This window comes from Allobosea sp. CRIB-10, assembly GCF_900112185.1.
Taxonomy (GTDB): domain Bacteria; phylum Pseudomonadota; class Alphaproteobacteria; order Rhizobiales; family Beijerinckiaceae; genus Allobosea.
Map to the genome: position 1 here is coordinate 41,593 of NZ_FOKP01000027.1, position 18,499 is coordinate 60,091.

The following is an 18,499-nucleotide window of genomic DNA, read 5'->3' on the forward strand; positions in this document are numbered from 1 at the left end:
CCCGCCCGTGCCCGGGTCATTTCGTCTTGCCGGCCTTGCGTGCCGGCTTCTCGGTCTTCGGTTCGCGGCCGATCTGCTTGAAGGCGCGGGTCTGGTCGCGGATCGCGACCTCGACCGGCAGGCGCTCCATCGAGGACGCACCGTAGAATCCGTGGCAGTGCGTCGTGTTCTTCATGATGAAGTCGGCGTCGGCGGGCTCGGCGACCGGCCCGCCATGGACGAGGATGATCGCGTCCTTCTTCACGGCGAGCGCGGCCTTGGCCCAGCTCTCGACCAGCGCCGGACAGTCCTTCAGCTTGAGCGCCGTCTCGGCGCCGATCGAGCCGCCGGTGGTTAGCCCGAGATGGCAGACGATGATGTCGGCGCCGGCCTTGGCCATCGCCCGTGCATCGTCCTCGCAGAAGACGTAAGGCGTGGTCAGCAGGCCCTTGGCGTTGGCCAGCGCGATCATCTCGACCTCGAGCCCATAGCCCATGCCGGTCTCTTCGAGATTGGCGCGGAAGGTGCCGTCGATCAGACCGACGGTCGGGAAGTTCTGCACGCCGGAGAAGCCGAGGCGCCTGACATCGTCGAGGAAGACATCCATGCGCCGGAACGGGTCGGTGCCACAGATGCCGGCGATCACCGGCGTGTTCCGGACCACCGGCAGCACCTCGGCCGCCATCTCCATGACGATCGCATTGGCGTCGCCATAGGGCATCAGCCCGGAGAGCGAGCCGCGGCCGGCCATGCGGTAGCGGCCGGAATTGTAGATGACGATCAGGTCGATGCCGCCGGCCTCTTCGCATTTGGCCGAGAGGCCGGTGCCGGCGCCGCCGCCGATAATCGGCTCACCCTTGGCGATCATCGCCCGGAAGCGCTTCAGCAGGGTCTTCTTGTCGAAAGCCGTCATGGCCTGCCTCCGCCCACGCGTTCGCGACGCCGGCCGGCATGCAGCGTGCGGAACTGCTGCACCAGGGCGGACGCGAAGGCGGGATCGTTGATGTGGTGCGGCAGGCGGATCAGCTGCCGGTTCGGCCCGGTGCGCACCGTCTGTTCCAGCGCCTGGAACAGGGCGGCGTCGGCGGCGGGATCGTGGAAGGCCTGGCCTGGCGCATCCAGCGCGGAGACGCCGAGCTCGGGGATCAGGAAGCGGACCGGCCCTTCCATCTGGTTCAGCCGCTCGCCGATCCAGCGGCCCATCCGGGCATTCTCCTCCGCCGTGGTCCGCATCAGCGTGATCTGCGGGTTGTGTGGATAGAGCAGCCGGCCGCGATAGCGCTCCGGCACCGTCTCGGGCGCCAAGAAATTGACCATGTCGAGCGCACCGACCGAGCCGACATAGGGGACGCGCGTGCGGATGATCGCCCCGAAGCGATCCTCGGTCGCCGGCAGGAAGCCACCCATCAGCAGGTCGCAGATCTCGGTGGTCGATACGTCGATCACCGCGCCGACGAGGCCGGACTCGACCAGCTTCTCCATCGAGCGCCCGCCGGTGCCGGTGGCGTGGAAGACGAGCGGCTCCCAGTCCTCGGCGAGGAGCCTGGAGACCTGCTGCACGCAAGGCGTGGTCACGCCGAACATGGTGAGCCCGACCAACGGCTTCTCCGGCGCGCGGCGGCGCGAGGGCTCGGGTTTGAGCTCAACGAGACGAGCCTTGGCCATGGCGGCGATGGCGTGTGCGCCATTGCCGAGCACGAGGCGCGAGACGCGGTTGACGCCCTGCACATCGGTGACGGCATGCAGCATGGCGATGTCGGTGGCGCCGACATAGGCGCTGACATCGCCGGAGGCCATGGTCGAGATCATCAGCTTGGGCAGGCCGACCGGCAGCGCCTGCATCGCCGGCGTCACCATCGCGGTCGCGCCCGAGCCGCCGGCCGAGATGATGCCGAGCAGGCCCTGCTGGCGCGGCAGCCAGGCCTTGAAGGCCTCGGTCATCGCCGCCACTGCCGTGCCGCGATCGCCCGAGGAGATGCCGGCCGAACCTTTCGGCGAGGCGAGCGCGATCTCCTGCGGAGTGACGTCGCCGCCGGCGCTGCGGCCCGAGGTCGAGAGATCGACGAGGCGGGTGCGCAGGCCCTCGGCCCGGATCAGGTCGCGGATGAAGCGCAGCTCCTCGCCCTTGGTGTCGAGCGTGCCGGCGATGACGACATAAGGCTCGCTCCTCGCCGCGGCCGCGAGCGGCCGGATCGCGCCGACCGGCTGGCCATCGCGCGTCGCCAATGTTGGGCGCGAGATGGTGCGGGCTTGCGCCTCGATCCGCGCCGCGGGCACCGCTTGCGACCAGCGGTTCGGGATGACCGGGTTCGAGACATAGACGCGAATCGGCCCGGTTGGGGCCGGAGCGGCAGGCCCGGAGTTTCCGGCGGCCGGGGTCATGTCCGACGCCGCATCGGTCTCGTCATGGCCGTGGCGGCCGACGCCGAGCAGGCGCTGCTGCAGGTCGCGGTCGCCGGCGAGCGCCGCCGAGGCGATGATGCGGTTGATCCGGCCGTTGACCATGATCGCGACGGGATCGGACATCTGCGTGGCGACGCCGATGTTCTGCTCGATCACCAGGATCGCGACGTCGCCCTGCTCGGCGAGGCGGACCAGCATCTCCTCGACATGGGCGACGATGACCGGCGCCAGCCCCTCGGTCGGCTCGTCCATGATCAGCAGGCGCGGGTTGAGCAGCAGCGCCCGGCTGATCGCCAGCATCTGCTGCTCGCCGCCGGAGAGCTGGGCGCCGCCATTGTTGCGGCGCTCGGCCAGGCGCGGGAAGACCTCGTAGATGCGCTCGGGCGTCCAGGGCCCGCGCTTGCCGCGCTGCATCAGCCGCAGATGCTCGTCGACGGTCAGCGAGCGCCAGAGCCGGCGACCCTGCGGGACATAGCCGATGCCGAGCCGCGCCACCTCGGCCGGCGAGTGGCCGGCGATCTCCTCGCCGAAGAAGCGGATCGAGCCGGACGCGATCGGCACCAGCCCCATGATCGCCTTGCACATGGTCGTCTTGCCCATGCCGTTGCGACCGACGACGGAGAGGACGCCGTGCTGCAGCGTGAGATCGACGCCCTGCACGGCGTGCGAGCGACCATAGAAGACGTTGAGGCCGGCGATCTGCAGGATCGGAACGCCGGCGGGGGGCGGAGCTTTCAGGCGCTCAGCCATGGCCGCCCCCGAGATAGAGCTCCTGCACCTCCGGATCGGATTCGATCTCGTCCGGCCGCCCCTCTTTGAAGATGCGGCCATTGTGCATCATCGTCACGCTCTCGACGACGCGCAGCGCCACGTCCATGTCGTGCTCGATGATGATGTAGCCGATATGGCCCGGCAGCGAGGTCAGGATCTGGACCAGGTCGGCCCGCTCGGTCGGCGACAGGCCCGCCGCCGGCTCGTCGAACAGGATGAAGCGCGGCGCGCCCGACAGAGCGAGCGCGATCTCGAGTTGGCGCTGCTGGCCATAGGCCAGCTCGCCGACCAGCCGATCCTTGACGGCGGTGAGGTGGACGGCGTCGACTAGGCTCTCGGCGGCATGCTGGAGCGTGTCGTCGCGGCGCGGCCGCCGCAGCGAGAAGCGGTTCCGCGAGACCCCGCGGCAGGCGAGGTAGACGTTGTCGATCACCGTCAGCCCGGTGAAGAGCGAGGAGATCTGATAGGTGCGCCTGAGGCCGCGCCGGATGCGCTCATGCGGCGGAAAGGCCGTCACATCCTCGCCGAAGAAGCGGATGACGCCGGAGCTCGGCGAAAAATCGCCGGTGACGCAGTTGAACAGCGTGGTCTTGCCGGCACCGTTCGAGCCGAGCACGGCACGCCGCTCGCCGGGGCGGACCGAGAGCGTGACGTCGGACAGGGCCGCGAGCGCCCCGAACAGGCGCGAGACGCCGCGCAGTTCGAGCGCATTGCCCGAGCTGCCCGTATTCAGCCGCTCCAGGCTCGGCACGGCGCTCATGGCGCGCCTCCGCCGGTCCGCATTTGTGCATCCTGCGCCTCGCGGCTCTTGCGATAGCGCTCGCGCAGGCGCTGCCAGATGCCGATCAGCCCATCCGGCGAGAACAGCACGATGATGAGGAAGCCGAAGCCGATCAGCAATTGATAGCGCTTGCCTTCGAGCCCGACCCAGTCGAGCAGATCGAGGGCGAATGTGCGCAGCAGGACATAGACCAGCGCGCCGATGAAGGGGCCGATCGGGCGGCTGAGGCCGCCGACGACAGCGATGATCAGCATGTCGACGACAGGGCCGACGCCGCCCGTCCCCGGCGAGACCTGGCGCTGGTACCAGACCAGAAGCACGCCGGCGAAGGCGGCGATCACCGCAGCGAAGGCATAGGCGGCGATGCGATGGGCGACGACATCGAAGCCGAGCGCCGCCATGCGCCGCGGATTATCGCGCGTGCCCTGCAGGGCAAGGCCGAAAGGCGCCCGCGAGACATAGACGACCACGCCATACGCCAGCGCAGCGCAGCCCAGCGTCAGGTAATAGAACGGCACGGTGCTGCCCCAGTCGATGCCGAGGAAGACCGGCGGCATCACGCCGTTGAAGCCGCTGAAGCCGTTGAAGATCGTGTAGTTCTGCAGCGTCAGGTAATAGAAGGCCGAGCCGATCGCGAGGGTGATCATGATCGTGTAGATGCCCTCGGTCCGGACCGAAAGCGCGCCGCCCAGCGTGCCGAACAAGGTGGCGAGCAGGATCGCGACCGGCACCGCCGTCCACCACGGCCATTTCAGGCTGATCTGGGTAATCGCGCTCTCGCCGAAAATGGCGACGAGATAGGCGGCGAAGGCGGCGACGGTCATCTGGATCAGGCTGACGATGCCGCCATAGCCGGCGAGGAACATCAGGCTGAGCGCGATCATGCCGAGGATCATCGCATAGGCGAGGATCTGGACGAGCCAGAACGGGCTCGCGATCAGCGGCATCACCAGGAGCAGCGCCGCGACGATCCAGAAGCCCGTGCCCTGCCGGGCGATCACCTCGGCGAGCCCTTCGCGGGGGCGCGGCGTCGCGATCGCGAGGCGTGGTTCGGCCAGCGCCATCTCAGCGCCTCACCGCGGCCAAGCCTTGCGGCCGGATCGCCAGCACCACGACCATGATGACGAAGGTCAGCATCACCGCATAGGTCGGCATGTAGACCGAGCCGAACTGCTCGGCGAGGCCGACGATGAGCGCCCCCATCGCCGCGCCCGGGATCGAGCCCATGCCGCCGACGATGACGACGACCAGCGACGACAGCAGGATCTTGGTGTCCTCGCCTGGCTGAAGCGACTGGAAGGTGCCGCCGACGACGCCGGCGAGCCCCGCGAGCCCGGCGCCGAAGGCGAAGACCATGATGAAGACGAGCTGCACGCGCACGCCGGTGGCGGAGAGCATGTCGCGATCGTCGACGCCGGCGCGCACCAGCATGCCGATGCGGGTGCGGTTGAGCGCCAGCCACATCGCGACACCCAGGATGATCGCGCCGATCAGGATGGCGATGCGGACCAGCGGGTACATCATCATCACCGCCTCGCCATTGCTGCGCAGTGCGACGATGAAGGGCAGCTGCACTGGCCCGGAGAGCCAGTCCGGCGTCGTCACCTGGAAGGTATCGCCGCCATAGCCCCAGAGCAGCAGGTCGGCGACGATGATCGAGAGCCCGATTGTAACCAGCGTCTGCCGCAGGTCCTGGCCCTCCATCCAGCGGAAGAGCAGCACCTGCATCAGGATACCGGCCAGGGCGACGACCACGAAGGCGCCGATCAGCGCGGCGAACCAGGAGCCCGTCAGGTTGCCGATGCTGTAGCCGACATAGCCGCCAAACAGATAGAGCGAACCGTGCGCCAGGTTGACGTTGCGCATCAGGCCGAAGATCAGCGTGAAGCCGCTGGCGACCAGGAAATAGAGCCCGCCGAGCGTGATGCCATTGAACAGCGCGCTCAGGAAGACGCGCTTGCGGCCGAAGGTCAGCTCCATCCACGGCGTCCAGACCGCAAAGATCAGGAAGAGGAGCAGGGCGACCGCGATCAGGATCACCAGCGACCAGATCGGGCGGCGGCCGATGAAATCAGACATGGCTCGCCTGCGATGGCGGGAGGCCGACGGTGCGGAGCACCCGCCGATAGTCGCGCGGCGCCATGCCGACATGGGCGCTGAAAAAGCGGGTGAACACGCTCTGGCCGGAGAAGCCGAGGCGGTGGCTGATGCTGGTCACCGGATCGCTCGACAACACGATCCGCTCAAGCGCCGCGTCGATCCGGGCGGTATTGGCGAAGATGTTTGGCGTGACGCCGACCTGTTGCCGGAAGAGCTTGAAGAAATGGGCGCGCGACAGGCCTGCCTCGCGCGCGATCCGGGCGAGCGCGCCTTCGGACGAGGTATGCTGTTCCAGCAATCGGCAGGCCCGCAGCACCCGCCGATCGAGGGCGCCTGCCGAGGTGTCGTGTAGCAGCGAAGAGACGAGCTCGGGTCCGATCGGCTCGCTGGAAGCCTGCGCCAGCGCCATCAGCACCGGGGCGAGATTGAGCTCGCGGTGCTGCGACAGCAGCATCTCGACCGCCTGGTCGCGCCAGGCGGCGAGCTCGCGGGTTATGACCAGTTCGGATGACGGGAAGACCAGCGAACCGGCCGACGGCATGGCCTGCGCCGCCAGCCATTCCGGCTTGAGATAGATGACGAGGAAGAGCCCGAAGGCGCCCGGCTGCTCCGGCTGGAAATTATGCGGTTCCCAGGGGTTGATCGCCACACCCATGAACGGATCGACCCGGACCATGTGGTCATTGACGGTCACGAGGCCCCGCGAGCCCTCGAGAAAGAAGATCAGATGCGCTTCGCGATGCGCATGCACCACCATCGGGCGATCGAGATTGTAGATCGACACCCGTCCGAAGGGACCGTGGCAGACCGCGACTGCGCGACTCATGGCTCCTCGCGTAGCAATGCCCGGTGGACCTAAGGCTGCCTCATCAGGTGAGCCTTGCCCGACAGCGCAGGCTGATCGCGCGCGACGTCGTTGACCGGAGCGGGACGGCTGACCGGACAGGACACGATCCTTGTCGCGTCCCGTCCGGGGAGTCAGTCAGTGGAAGTCAGGGCTTGCATTCCGGATTGGTCCGGGAGGGCAGCCCCACCGCCTTGAAGGCTTCGGCAGACAGGCCCATCGTCTTCGAGACATTCGGGACGGTCCGGACGAACTTGTTGGTGAGCTCGCCGTTCGGCGTCTCGACGACCTCGGTGATGAAGGTCGTCGCGATCGCCTGCCGGTCGTCGTCGAGCTTGATCGGCCCGTTCGGGGCATCGAGCTCGACCTTGGCGAGTTCCGCCCGGAACTTGGCGCCGCCGTCGGAGAGGTCGGCATTGACCTTCTCCAGACCCGTCGCCATGCCGTTGAAGGCGTTGTAGTAATTGGTCGCGAACAGCGAGGGGCTGGCGAAGCGCTTGTCCGCCGGGAAGGCGTCCTGATAGGCCTTCACCCAGGCCTTCCATTTCGGATCGTCCCAGGCATCGGCGACGCCGCCCGAGGAGGGCGTGCCGACCAGCAGGCGCTTGGCGGCGCCGCGCGAGGACAGCACCGTCTGGTCGACCATGATCGAGCCGCCGACGAACTTCGCCTTGCCGCCGGTCTGGCCGTACTGGTTGAGGAAGTTGACGGAGTCGCCGCCGCCGAGGCCGAGGAAGACGGCGTCGACGTCATCAGGGATGTTGGCGATGACCGAACCGAAATCCTTGGTTCCGAGCGGCACCCATTGACGCTGCACGATCTGGCCGCCGGCCTTGCAGTAGCCGAGGGCGAAGCCGAAGACCTGGGTATAGGGGAAGGAGTAGTCCTCGCCGATCACGGCGAGCTTCTTGTAGCCCTTGTCCTTGAAGACGTACTCGCCGAGCCCGGCCATCCACATCGCGCCGTTGCTGTTGAAGCGGAAATAGTTCGGCGACGGGTTGACATAGGTGGTCTCGAGCGCGCCCGACGACGCATCGACCACCGTGACGTTCGGCACCGTCTTCGAGTAGTCGCGCATCGCGATGCCCTCGGAGCCCGAGAGCGGGCCTAGGATGAGCTGGACCTTGTCCTGCTCGACCAACTTGCGCGCCGCCCGCAGCGCCGAGTCCGGACTGGCGTCGGTCGCCGCGATGATGAACTCGACCTCGCGCCCGGCGATCTTGCCGCCGCGCTGCTTCAGAGCGATCTGCGCGCCGCGGACACCGTCCTCGCCGCCCGAGGTCAGCGCGCCCGAGAGCGTCGCCAGCACGCCGATCTTGAGTTTTTCCTGAGCCTGGCCGGTGCCTCCGGCCGCAATCAAAGCGCACGCCGCGACGGCGGCCATCAGTGCCTTCCGCATTGCATTCACCTCCCTGCGTGAACGGCCGCGCCGAAGGTGTCCAACGGCGGAGCCGATGGCGGATTTTTATCCCGCTCTAAATCTAGGCTAGCACAGGCCGATCTACTGCCAAGGTCGTAGATATTGCCGAGGGTCTGCTTTTCAGCGCCAGCCGCGGCGCCACAATGTGAAGACGCCACATGCGGCCAACTGACCGGCGACCAGCAGATAGGGCCAGTCGAAGCTCCCCGTCCGGCCGGCGATGAGCGCGAAGACGAGCGGGCCACAGAACGAGCCGGCGAAGCCGAAGAGGTTCGCGGCCGAGGTGACGTCGCCGATCCGCGCGGGAGGCGCGAGCCGCGCCAGCTCCGCCATATAGACCCCGTTCCAGCCCAGGGACGTCGCTCCGATCAAGGCGACGCAGCCATACAGGGCCCAGGGCGGCCCCGCCGCTGACCAGACGAACAGGATCAGCGCTCCGCTCGTGGCCAGCAGGAGCAGGCACAGCAGCAGCAGGCCCCGGCGCCAGCGGTCCGCCAGCCAGCCCAGGACGATCCGCGAGAACGTGCTGGCGACGAGCAGGACGGCCACGAAATACCCCGCTTCGGCGAGCCCTTTGCCATGCTGCGTTACCAGATAGGTGGCGGTGAAGGCCTGGACGCTCGCTTGCGCGATCGAGAACGAGATGCCCATGCCGGTCACCAGCGGCAGCAAAGGGTGGGACCGGATGACTTCGGCCGACCGGCGCAGCGCCGAGGGCGACAGGAACATCCGGGGCCAGCGCCGGTTCGCAGGCCCTCTCTCCAGGTCGAGACGCCTCCGAAACGGCTGGACGGCGAGCAGGCTGAGCCCGACGATGGCTGCGATCAGCCAGATCGTCTGGGCAAACCCCAGCGCGACAACGACCGGAGCCACCGAGACGCCGGCGATCGCGCCGCCGAGCGGGACGCCGGCTTGCCGGATCGAGAAGATCAGGTTGCGATGCCGGGGCGGCGCCGTGCGCATCAGCATCGTGCTGCCCGCCGGATTGTTCGGCGCGGTGCCGAGGCCGAGCACCAGGGCGCCGACGAAGCCGAGCGTGGCGGCAGGCTGCGAGAGGAGGACCAGGCCCAGGCAGATCGCCGCGAGGCCGAGCTGCAAGGTGCGGATCGGGCCGTGATGGTCGAGCATCGGGCCGCCACAAGCCAGGCACCAGCAGATGCCCAGCGAAACGGCCGCGGAGACATAGCCGATGCTTTCCGGCGGCAGGTTCCAGCGCTGCATCAGGATCGGGCCGAGCAGCGGAACGGCTGCGGCGGCGAAGGAACTCACGACCTGCACGAGGAGCGTCGCGCTCAGGGCGCTCCCCCACAAAGGCAGCTTCAAAACACATCCTCCCAGCGCCTTCGCCGCATGGTCACGTCGGTGCAGCAGTCTTCGGCTGCGCCATCGGCTTGCGCTGGTCTTCGGAGAATATGCCGGCTTGGTCGAGGTCAGGTCCGAGCTGCCCGACCTGCAGGATTTGCATATGGCCGAGGAAGCGAACCCGGTCTTTCATCCGCCGATTGCAGATCGCTGCTCCGGCTCGCTCGAAGGTGATGCCGGAGGCACGGCCATGTCGGCACGATTTGATCCAGATCAAATCGGCATCGATGCAGCTGCCACACGGTCCGGCTGCCCCTGTGACAGATGTGAAATCTTAATCCTGGGTCCTCCAGAGCTCCTCACATCGACCGCGCGAGAGCGGCGATACGTTGAGGAAAGAACCGATGTCTGCATCCGACGATCTCGCCCGACGGCTTGAATTCCTGCAACTCGATGGAACCGCACGGCAACGGATCCGCAATGTCGAGTCGACGATCACCGCGGCGCTTCCAGGCGCGCTCGACGCCTTTTATGCGCAGATCAAGGCCTTTCCGGAGACCATGGCCCTGTTCCGCAGCGAGGAGCAGCTCGGCGGCGCCAAGACGAGGCAGCTCTCGCATTGGGCTGGGATCGCCAAGGGCCAGTTCGACGAGACCTATGTCGCGGCCGTCACCCGTGTCGGCCAGGTCCATGCCCGGATCGGGCTCGAGCCGCGCTGGTATATCGGCGGCTACGGGCTGCTGCTCTCGCAGCTGATTGGCAAGGTGCTGGAAGCCCGCTGGCCGAAGAGCCGTTTCGGCGCCAAATTGCCGGGGGCAGATGAGCGGACGGCCGAGATCGGCGCCATCGTCAAGGCCTGCCTGCTCGACATGGATTATGCCATCTCGGTCTATCTGGAAGCTTCGGAGGCGGCGCGTCTTAAAGCGGAGGCCGGCGCGCGCGCCAGCGAGCAGGCCAAGGCGGCCGAGCGCGACAAGGCGATCGCCCTGATGAGCGAAGGCATGGCGGCGCTGGCGAAGGGCGATCTCACCGTCCGCATCGCCAAGGACATGCCGGCCGAGTACGCCGAGATCGGCACGCATTTCAACGACGCCATGGCCCGCCTCGGCGAAATGATCGCGACGATCAAGACGAGCTCGACCGCCATCGCCGCCTCCTCGCAGGAGATCAGCGACGGCGCGGCCGATCTCTCCGAGCGCACCGAGGAGCAGGCTTCCGCCTTGGAGCAGACGGCGGCGACGACGGAGGAACTCGCGGCGTCCGTGAAGAGCTCGGCCCAGGCCTCGCGCGCCTCGACGGCCCTCGCCGACGAGGCGACGGCGGTGGCGCGCACCGGCGGCGGCATCATCCGCGAGGCGATCGCGGCGATGGCGCGGATCGAGGATGCCTCGAAGAAAATCTCGGAGATCACCGGCGTGATCGACGGCATCGCCTTCCAGACAAACCTGCTCGCGCTCAACGCCGCGGTCGAGGCGGCGCGGGCCGGCGATGCCGGGCGCGGCTTTGCCGTCGTCGCCGCCGAGGTCCGCGCCCTCGCCCAGCGCTCGGCCGAGGCCGCCAAGGACATCACCGGCCTGATCGGCACCTCCGGCGCCGAGGTGACCGAGGGCGTCCGGCTGGTCAGGCTCGCCGGCGACACGCTTGAGCAGATCGTCGGCGCGTCCGGCCGGGTTTCGGCGACGGTCGGCGAGATCGCGACTGCGGCGGGCGAGCAGGCCAGCGGCATCGAGGAGATGAGCCAGGCCGTCAGCCATATGGACGAGATCACGCAGCGGAATTCCGTGCTCGCCGAGCAGAGCGCGACCTCGGCACGCATGCTGCTGACGCAGATCGAGCGTCTCAGCCAGCTCGTTGCTACCTTCCGCACGCAAGGCGATCCCAGGCCGTCCGCCATGGCCCCCGCGCAGCGCAGCCGGGCGGCATGAGCCCCATTCCGGCCGGATCACATCCGGCCGGCGTCGACCTTGATGCGCTCCGAGGTGATCGAGGACGACTGATCGCTCGCCAGGAACAGGGCGGCGCGCGCCACCTCCTCCGGCTCGACCCAGCGCTTCAGCGCCGCCTTGTCGGTGTAGTTGACCCGAATGATCTCCTCGGCGGGCCGGTTCTCCTTGGCGGCACGGGCGGCGATGACGCGCTGCATCAGCTCGCCATTGACCGCGCCCGGGCAGAGCGCATTGACCCGGATGCCGTCGATACCGACTTCCTGCGCCACCGCCTGGGTGATGCCGATCACCGCGAACTTCGTCGCGGTATAGGCGCTGCGCATCGGATAGCCGCGCAGGCCCATCAGCGACGACATGTTGATGATCGAGCCGCCGCCGCGCGCCCGCATCAACGGCACGCAATGCTTGATGCAAAGGATCGTGCCGCGGATGTTGATCGCCATGGTCTCGTCCCATTGGGCGATGTCGAGATCCTCGGCATTGGCGACCTGCCCGGTCACGCCGGCATTGTTGACGAGGATATCGACGCCGCCAAAACGCGCGGCCGTTTCCCGGGCGAGCCTTGCGGCATCGGTTTCCTGCGAGACATCGGCGGCGATGGCCTGCGCGCCGATCCCGGCGGCCGCCTTGTCGAGCGAAGCCTGGGAGCGGCCGGCGATCACCACCTGCGCACCTTCGTCCACGAACATCCCGGCGATCGCCAGGCCGATGCCGGTGCCGCCGCCGGTGACGATCGCGACCTTGCCGGAGAGGGCTGGAGCACGGGACGATAGCGATGTCATGATGCAGCCTTCTCCTCACGGCAATCGACCTTTGGTCGACTCTTTCGTTTGATATACAAGAACTAGTTTTGCATATCAACAAACCCTCTTTGACCTTGCCCTGTCGACCACAGGCCGGTTTCAGCCGCCGAGAGCCTCCGGAATCGCGACTCCAAGGCGGCCGGCATGCGTATGCAGCAGGCGGAGCGTCTCCGCCGCCAATGCGCAGTTCCCGCCGAAACGCTTTCGCGCTTCGGCGGCGCGGTCGCCGGGGAGGCGGATCGGAGTAGTGCCCGGAGCCGTCTTCGACTGCCGGATGCGCTCGGCGAAGCCGGCAGCGGCGGCCTCATACTCGGCGAGCGGCCGCATTCCCTCGATCTCAATCGCCATGACCAAGTTGGCGCTGCCATAGGGCCGCGAGAGATCGCCATAGAGCGGCTGCACCTTGGCGCCGATCCCGCCGCCCGACAGGCCGCCGGCAAGCAGATCGACCATCACGGCGAGGCCAAAACCCTTCGCCCCCGCCGCCGGCAGGAGCACGCCCTTGATCGCCTCGGCCGCGTCGCGGGTCGGCAGTCCCTCGGCGGTCTGGGCCCAGCCCTCGGGAATGGGCTCGCCCTTGCTCGCCGCGAGCCGGACCTTGCCCATCGCACCAGCGCTCATGGCGAGGTCGAGCACGATCGGCTCGCCGCCGGTCGGGACGGCGATCGCGAGCGGATTGTTGCCGACGACCGCCTCGGCGCCGCCCGGAGCCGGCAGCATCGGGCGGGTATTGGCCATGACGATGCCGATCTTGCCGGCGAGCGCGATCCTGCGGGCGAAGCGCCCGGCCGCGCCGACATGGAAGGCGTTGCGGACGGCGACGATGGCCACCCCGTACTCAGCCGCGCGGGTGATCGCGATCTCGCAGGCACGCTCGGCCGTGACATGGCCGAGCCCGTTTTGAGCGTCGAGCGTCAAGCGCGCGCCGACATCGACGACGATCTCGCCTTTGGCTGTGGGATCGACCGAGCCTCGCTCGATCCGCTCAAGATACATCGGCAGCTGGAGCAGGCCGTGCGAGGCAAGGCCCTCGATATCGGCATCGACGAGGGCCTCAGCCACCAAATTGGCATTGTCGGGCGGCGTCCCGGCCGCCTCAAGCAGGGCGGCGGCGAAGCGGCTCAGCACCTCCGCGGGATAGCCGCCCGACGCCGGCATCAGCGCACCGGCGGCGCGTATTGCAGGCCGCCTTTCGTCCAGAGCTTGTTCAGGCCGCGCTCGATGCCGAGCTTCGAGCCCGAGCCGACATTGCGCTCATAGACCTCGCCGTAATTGCCGACCTGCTTGATGATCTGCAGTGCCCAATCCGGCTTCAGCCCCATCGACTTGCCGAGATTGCCGGTGGCGCCGAGCAGGCGCTGGACCTCGGGCGAACCGCTGCGCTTCTGCTCCTCGGCATTGGCCGAGATGACGCCGAGCTCCTCGGCGACGAGCATGGCATAGAGCGACCAGCGCACGATGCTGGTCCAGGTCTCGTCGCCCTGGCGCACCACCGGGCCGAGCGGCTCCTTCGAGATCAGCTCCGGCAGGATCACATATTCCGTCGGGTTGACCAGCTTCAGCCGATAGGCCGAGAGCGCCGAGACGTCGTTGCTGAAGACGTCGCAGCGGCCGGACTCGAAAGCCTTGGCGACCTGATCGCCGGCCTCGAAGGCGACGCCCTCGTATTTCATGCCGCTGGCGCGGAAATAGTCGGCGATGTTGAGCTCGGTGGTCGTGCCGGTCGGCACGCAGACCGAGGCGCCGTTCAGCTCCTTCGCCGATTTGATGTTCAGCGCCTTGCGGACCATGAAGCCTTGGCCGTCATAATAGCCGACGCCGACATAGCGCAGGCCCATCTGGGTGTCGCGCGACAGGGTCCAGGTCGCCTGGCGCGAGAGCATGTCGATCTCGCCGCTCTGCAGGCTGACGAAGCGGTCCTTCGGGCTCAGCGGGGTATAGCGAACCTTGCCGGCATCACCGAGCACGGCAGCGGCAACGGCCCGGCAGATGTCGACGTCGAAGCCGCCCCAGCGTCCGGCCTCGTCAGGCACCGAGAAGCCAGCGACGCCCGGGCTGACGCCGCAAATCATCTCGCCGCGGCCCCGCACGGTCTCCAGGGTGCCGGCAGCGGCCGGCAAGGCGCAGGCGGCCATCAGGCCGGCGATCAGCAACAGGCGTGTCTTCATTCGGATTCTCTCCCCCCGAGTGTCATGACCGACGTTTCCCCGTCGGATCCCAGCGCGATCCTGACGGCTTTCCGACGCAGGGGGCGCGCACCTCGACTGATTTCGAGATGTGAAACGCCGGGACTTCCAGCCATATCCCGGAGAGGCGGTGCCATCATCGGGTCATCGACATCGGCACGGCAGACCATGCAGACATCCGCCCAGTCCAGCTTCCGTCAGCGCCTCGTCAGTGGTGCCTTCCTGGCAGGGAGCTTCGTCAAGACGCCGAGCCCGCATGCAACCGAGATCCTCGGCAATAACGGCTTCGACTTCATCGTCGTCGACCAGGAGCACGCCCCCTTCGACCGCGTCACCACCGACCTCGTGCTGCTGGCCGCACGGGCGGCAGGCGTTGCCGGGGTCGTGCGCGTGCCGACCCTGACCAGCGACGCGATCCAGGCCTCGCTCGATTGCGGCGCGGTCGGCATCCTCGCCCCGCATGTCGCGAGCGTCGCGGATGCGCAGGCGCTCGTCGCCGCCTGCCGCTATCGCGGCGGCAAGCGTGGTTTCTCCGGTGTCACCCGCGCCGGCCGTTATGGCGGCAGCAAGATGTGGGACCTCGTCGACGCCGCCGATGCGGCGGTGGCGACGATCGCGATGATCGAGGATCCGTCGGCGCTGGCTGAGATCGACGCCATCCTCGCGGTCGAAGGATTGGACGCCGTCTTCATCGGCCGCGGCGACCTCACCGTCGCCTTCGGGGCGCCGACCCGCGATGCGCCTGAGGTCCGCGATGCCGTCGAGACGATCCTCCGGGCTGCGAAGAAGGCCGGCAAGCCGGTCTGCGTGATGACCGACAATGGCGAGGAATCCGCTGGGTTCGCCGAGCGCGGCGCCAGCGCCTTCATCCTCTCTTCCGACCAGGGTTTTTTGCGCAAGGCGGCGAGCGAAGCGCTGGGCCAGATGCAGACAGCCAGGAGCCGGGTCGAGCCCCCCCGGCGCGCGATAGGAGACGAAGACCCGTGAGCTATCCCTCCAGCGATCCGCGCTCGAAGCTCGCCGCTCCGGCAGCGACGAAGGCACCTGCGGTCAAGGCCTATGCCGGCGCCGACTATGCCCGTTTCTATGCAGAAGAACCGCAGCAGACGACCGAGAGCGAGCGCACCTGGCTGGCGCGCGGGCAGAACTTCATCACCGCCTATTCCGATGTGAAGGCAGGCGCTGTGCTGGCGCGTGTGGCGCAGCCGGACGAGTACTGCCTGATCCTGCCCGAGAAGGAGCTCGGCGCGACGGTCACGGCCGGGGCGGAGATCGTCGAGGTCGCCGGTAACTCGATCATCTTCGTGCCGCCGGGCGCCTCGCGCATCACGCTGAAGGGCGCCGGCCGTGTCATCCGCATCTTCTCCAGCGTCGCGGCCGATCTGGCGGCGGCGTGCTCGAACGCCGACTCCTATGCGCAGCCCCATGCCAATGTCGCGCTGCTGACACCCTGGCCGGAACCGCGTGGCGGCTTCAAAATCCGCGCCTACAGCCTCGATGCCGGCGGCGGCGAGGGCCGTTTCGGCCGCATCTTCCGCTGCACCACGCTGATGGTGAACATCCTCGACCCGCGCTTCGGGCTGCGCGACGTCACCGCGCTCTCGCCGCATCACCATGACGATTTCGAGCAGGGCTCGCTGGTGATCGACGGCGGCTACATCCACGACATCCGTTGGCCCTGGACGCCGGACATGCGGATCTGGCGCGAGGACGAGCACGAACTGATGGCGGCGCCCTCGCTGACCGTGATCCCGCCGCCCGCGATCCACACCTCGCGCTCGGTCCTGCCCGGGCTGAACCAGATGATCGACATCTTCTCGCCGCCCCGCCTCGACTTCTCGCAGAAGCCCGGCTGGGTCATCAACGCCGCGGATTATCCGATGCCCGGCGAAACCGCCTGAGAGCCAGCGACATGACCGCCAACACTGCGACCATCGACACGCGCAACCGCCAGATCGCCGAGCTCCTGGTCGGCGCCGTCGATCTGCACTGCCATAGCGGCCCCGCCGCGATGCCGCGCATCCTCGACCATCACGAGGCGATGCTGGACGCCGCCGCGGCCAAGTTCCGCGCCGTCGTCTACAAGGACCATTTCTATCTCGGCACCGCCCATTCGATCCTGCTCGAGAAGCTGGTGCCGGACACCGGCGTCAGGCTGTTCTCCGGCATCGCGCTCAACAACGCCTCGGGCGGCTTCAACCCGCATGCGGTCGACCATGCCATCAAGCTCGGCGGCAGAATCGTTTGGATGCCGACGCTCTCGGCCAAGAACCATATCGATGTGCTCGCCTCCGGCGCGGTGAAGACCTTCCCGAAAACGGCGCAGAAGATGCTCGACCCCGTGCCGCTGACGCCCTTTGGCGCCGACGGCAAGCTCACCGACGACGTCAAATTGATCCTCGACCTGATCGCGGCCGGCGACATCATCCTCGCCGGCGGGCATCTCTCGACGGCCGAGCTCTTCGCGGTGTTCGAGGAGGCGAAGGTCCGCGGCGTCAGGAAGCTCCTGGTCAACCACCCGACCTACATGGTCAACAATTGCAGCGATGCGGAAATCCGCGACCTCGTCAGCCTCGGCGCGGTGATGGAGCACTCGATCTGCATGTTCGTCGAGGGCAAGTCGAAGAAGTTCGAGCCGCCGGAGCTGCGCCGGGTGATCGAGGTCGCTGGCGTCGAGAACACCGTGCTCTGCTCCGATCTCGGGCTGGTGGGCTCGCCGCGCCCGATCGAGGGCTATCGCGAGATCGTCGGCCACCTGCTCGACCTGCAGTTCACGGAGGCCGAGATCAAGCGCCTGACCGGCGGGCATGCGGCGGAGCTGCTGGGGCTGGAGGCCGCCGCCAGATAAAAAAGCCAGAGACCGGCGCGACGGTCCGCTCGTGCCCCATCGCGGACATGTGCAGTGCCCGGACTCGAAGGCCCGGCTGGCAAACAGCCTGACGTGATGGATGGCGTTTCGCGATCGACCAGCGCCGACGCCGGACGCACATGTTCCGCGTCGCAATGATCAGCCTCTCACGTCTTGTCAGCCTTGAGCTCAATCTCGGGCAGACCGTGAGGCGGCCAAGGCGATGTGTTCAGCGAAGGGGAGTCGGGGGCAATGGCGGCTCTTCATTGAGTAGAGTGATCCTCACCCGGCGGTTTGGCGAAATGTAGGGATTGTCGGGGAAGACCGGCTCAGTGTCGGCGCGCCCCACCACAGAAGCGAAGCGGTCATTGGGGAACCCTGCGCTCGACAGGATCTCGCGGACGGCAAGCGCGCGCCCGGTGGTAAGGCCCCAGGGATCGACGCCCGCCACCGAGCCCGGGCGTGCGGCGGCCGTGTGGCCGGTGATAGCCAAGCGGTTGGGCAGGCGGCGCAGCGTGGGCGCGAGCGTCTCCAGCACGCGACGGGTGCTCGGATAGGGCTGGACCGAGCCCTCGGGGAACATGGAGCGGCCCGACTCGTCCATGAGGGCGACATCCAACCCCTCCTTGGTCGGCTCGATCACAATGTTGCGCGACAGATCGGCAATTTCGGGCATGCTCTGGAGCGCCTGCCGGAGGCTGGCTATGGCGCTGTGGCTGGCCTGCTGGCCGGCAGCCGAGCGGTTGACCTCGCGGTCGCCGGTGCGGCCCGAGTTTGTCTGCTGCGCGCTGTCCTCCGGCTTGGCGGCCCCCCTCGCCACCTCGCGTGGCGCCAACGGCTTGCCGCCTGATTTGTCGAGGGAGGTGCCCCACAGCATGCCGCCAGCGCCACTGGTGCTGGGGCTGACAGAGCCCGGCGCGAAATACTCCGCCAGGCCTTCCTTCTGCTCCTGCGTCGTCATGCTGATCAGCCACATCAGCAGAAAGAACGCCATCATCGCGGTCACGAAGTCCGCATAGGCGATCTTCCAGGCGCCGCCATGGTGCGCATGCGCGGCCTTCTTGACCTTCTTGACGATGATCGTCTGGGCGGGCTTGGTCATCTAAGTCCCTGCTG

The 18,499-nt window shown here is 67.7% G+C and carries 16 protein-coding genes; 4 read left to right on the forward strand and 12 right to left on the reverse strand.

From position 1 onward, the window contains the following. Positions 1 to 16 precede the first annotated feature (16 nt). The 8 genes from BMZ69_RS25640 to BMZ69_RS25675 all read right to left on the reverse strand — a co-directional run bounded on the left by BMZ69_RS25640 (position 17) and on the right by BMZ69_RS25675 (position 9,621). Complete coding sequence (locus tag BMZ69_RS25640; RefSeq protein ID WP_092162220.1) at positions 17 to 892, reverse strand: phosphoenolpyruvate hydrolase family protein; 876 nt, start codon at positions 890 to 892, stop codon at positions 17 to 19. Beyond that, positions 889 to 3,132, reverse strand: coding sequence for an ABC transporter permease (locus BMZ69_RS25645; protein WP_092162221.1), 2,244 nt, complete (start codon positions 3,130 to 3,132; stop codon positions 889 to 891). Before BMZ69_RS25645 ends, BMZ69_RS25640 begins: the two co-directional genes overlap by 4 nt. Then, the gene (locus BMZ69_RS25650) at positions 3,125 to 3,913 is read right to left on the reverse strand and encodes an ABC transporter ATP-binding protein (protein WP_092162222.1); all 789 of its coding nucleotides are present in this window, start codon (positions 3,911 to 3,913) and stop codon (positions 3,125 to 3,127) included. Before BMZ69_RS25650 ends, BMZ69_RS25645 begins: the two co-directional genes overlap by 8 nt. Beyond that, positions 3,910 to 4,998: a branched-chain amino acid ABC transporter permease gene (locus tag BMZ69_RS25655; RefSeq protein ID WP_092162223.1), complete on the reverse strand. Its 1,089-nt coding sequence runs from the start codon at positions 4,996 to 4,998 to the stop codon at positions 3,910 to 3,912. Before BMZ69_RS25655 ends, BMZ69_RS25650 begins: the two co-directional genes overlap by 4 nt. A gap of 1 nt (position 4,999) precedes the next feature. Further along, positions 5,000 to 6,013, reverse strand: a complete 1,014-nt coding sequence (locus tag BMZ69_RS25660; RefSeq protein ID WP_092162224.1) for a branched-chain amino acid ABC transporter permease — start codon at positions 6,011 to 6,013, stop codon at positions 5,000 to 5,002. Then, positions 6,006 to 6,860: a helix-turn-helix transcriptional regulator gene (locus tag BMZ69_RS25665; RefSeq protein WP_092162225.1), complete on the reverse strand. Its 855-nt coding sequence runs from the start codon at positions 6,858 to 6,860 to the stop codon at positions 6,006 to 6,008. The genes BMZ69_RS25660 and BMZ69_RS25665 overlap by 8 nt, the downstream gene beginning before the upstream one ends. A 166-nt stretch (positions 6,861 to 7,026) precedes the next feature. Further along, entirely contained in the window at positions 7,027 to 8,262 is a 1,236-nt protein-coding gene (locus tag BMZ69_RS25670; protein ID WP_210188090.1) for an ABC transporter substrate-binding protein, read from the reverse strand. 156 nt (positions 8,263 to 8,418) lie between these two features. Then, complete coding sequence (locus BMZ69_RS25675; protein ID WP_175506970.1) at positions 8,419 to 9,621, reverse strand: MFS transporter; 1,203 nt, start codon at positions 9,619 to 9,621, stop codon at positions 8,419 to 8,421. Between the two features lie 383 nt (positions 9,622 to 10,004). Here BMZ69_RS25675 and BMZ69_RS25680 point away from each other — a divergent pair, with 383 nt between their 5' ends. After that, positions 10,005 to 11,525, forward strand: a complete 1,521-nt coding sequence (locus BMZ69_RS25680; protein ID WP_092162230.1) for a globin-coupled sensor protein — start codon at positions 10,005 to 10,007, stop codon at positions 11,523 to 11,525. 17 nt (positions 11,526 to 11,542) lie between these two features. Here the strand turns inward: BMZ69_RS25680 and BMZ69_RS25685 are convergent, their stop codons facing one another. The 3 genes from BMZ69_RS25685 to BMZ69_RS25695 form a co-directional block, all read right to left on the reverse strand. Then, positions 11,543 to 12,328 carry an SDR family NAD(P)-dependent oxidoreductase gene (locus BMZ69_RS25685; protein ID WP_092162232.1) on the reverse strand — a complete coding sequence of 262 codons (786 nt, stop codon included), beginning with the start codon at positions 12,326 to 12,328 and terminating at the stop codon, positions 11,543 to 11,545. Positions 12,329 to 12,448: 120 nt separating this feature from the next. Further along, positions 12,449 to 13,507, reverse strand: a complete 1,059-nt coding sequence (locus BMZ69_RS25690) for an Ldh family oxidoreductase (protein ID WP_092162234.1) — start codon at positions 13,505 to 13,507, stop codon at positions 12,449 to 12,451. Beyond that, positions 13,507 to 14,517 carry an amino acid ABC transporter substrate-binding protein gene (locus BMZ69_RS25695; protein WP_092162236.1) on the reverse strand — a complete coding sequence of 337 codons (1,011 nt, stop codon included), beginning with the start codon at positions 14,515 to 14,517 and terminating at the stop codon, positions 13,507 to 13,509. The genes BMZ69_RS25690 and BMZ69_RS25695 overlap by 1 nt, the downstream gene beginning before the upstream one ends. A gap of 186 nt (positions 14,518 to 14,703) precedes the next feature. On the opposite strand from BMZ69_RS25695, the gene BMZ69_RS25700 reads away from it, so the two are divergent. Genes BMZ69_RS25700 through BMZ69_RS25710 form a run of 3 tightly spaced genes read left to right on the forward strand, consistent with a single transcriptional unit; the run spans position 14,704 to position 17,383 of the window. Continuing rightward, complete coding sequence (locus BMZ69_RS25700; RefSeq protein WP_092162245.1) at positions 14,704 to 15,522, forward strand: HpcH/HpaI aldolase family protein; 819 nt, start codon at positions 14,704 to 14,706, stop codon at positions 15,520 to 15,522. Next, the gene (locus BMZ69_RS25705; protein ID WP_092162247.1) at positions 15,519 to 16,436 is read left to right on the forward strand and encodes a cupin domain-containing protein; all 918 of its coding nucleotides are present in this window, start codon (positions 15,519 to 15,521) and stop codon (positions 16,434 to 16,436) included. The genes BMZ69_RS25700 and BMZ69_RS25705 overlap by 4 nt, the downstream gene beginning before the upstream one ends. A gap of 11 nt (positions 16,437 to 16,447) precedes the next feature. Beyond that, on the forward strand, positions 16,448 to 17,383 hold the full coding sequence (locus BMZ69_RS25710; RefSeq protein WP_092162249.1) for a DUF6282 family protein: 936 nt from the start codon (positions 16,448 to 16,450) through the stop codon (positions 17,381 to 17,383). 229 nt (positions 17,384 to 17,612) lie between these two features. Here the strand turns inward: BMZ69_RS25710 and BMZ69_RS25715 are convergent, their stop codons facing one another. Beyond that, positions 17,613 to 18,485, reverse strand: coding sequence for a flagellar motor protein MotB (locus BMZ69_RS25715; protein ID WP_092162251.1), 873 nt, complete (start codon positions 18,483 to 18,485; stop codon positions 17,613 to 17,615). Positions 18,486 to 18,499: the final 14 nt, after the last annotated feature.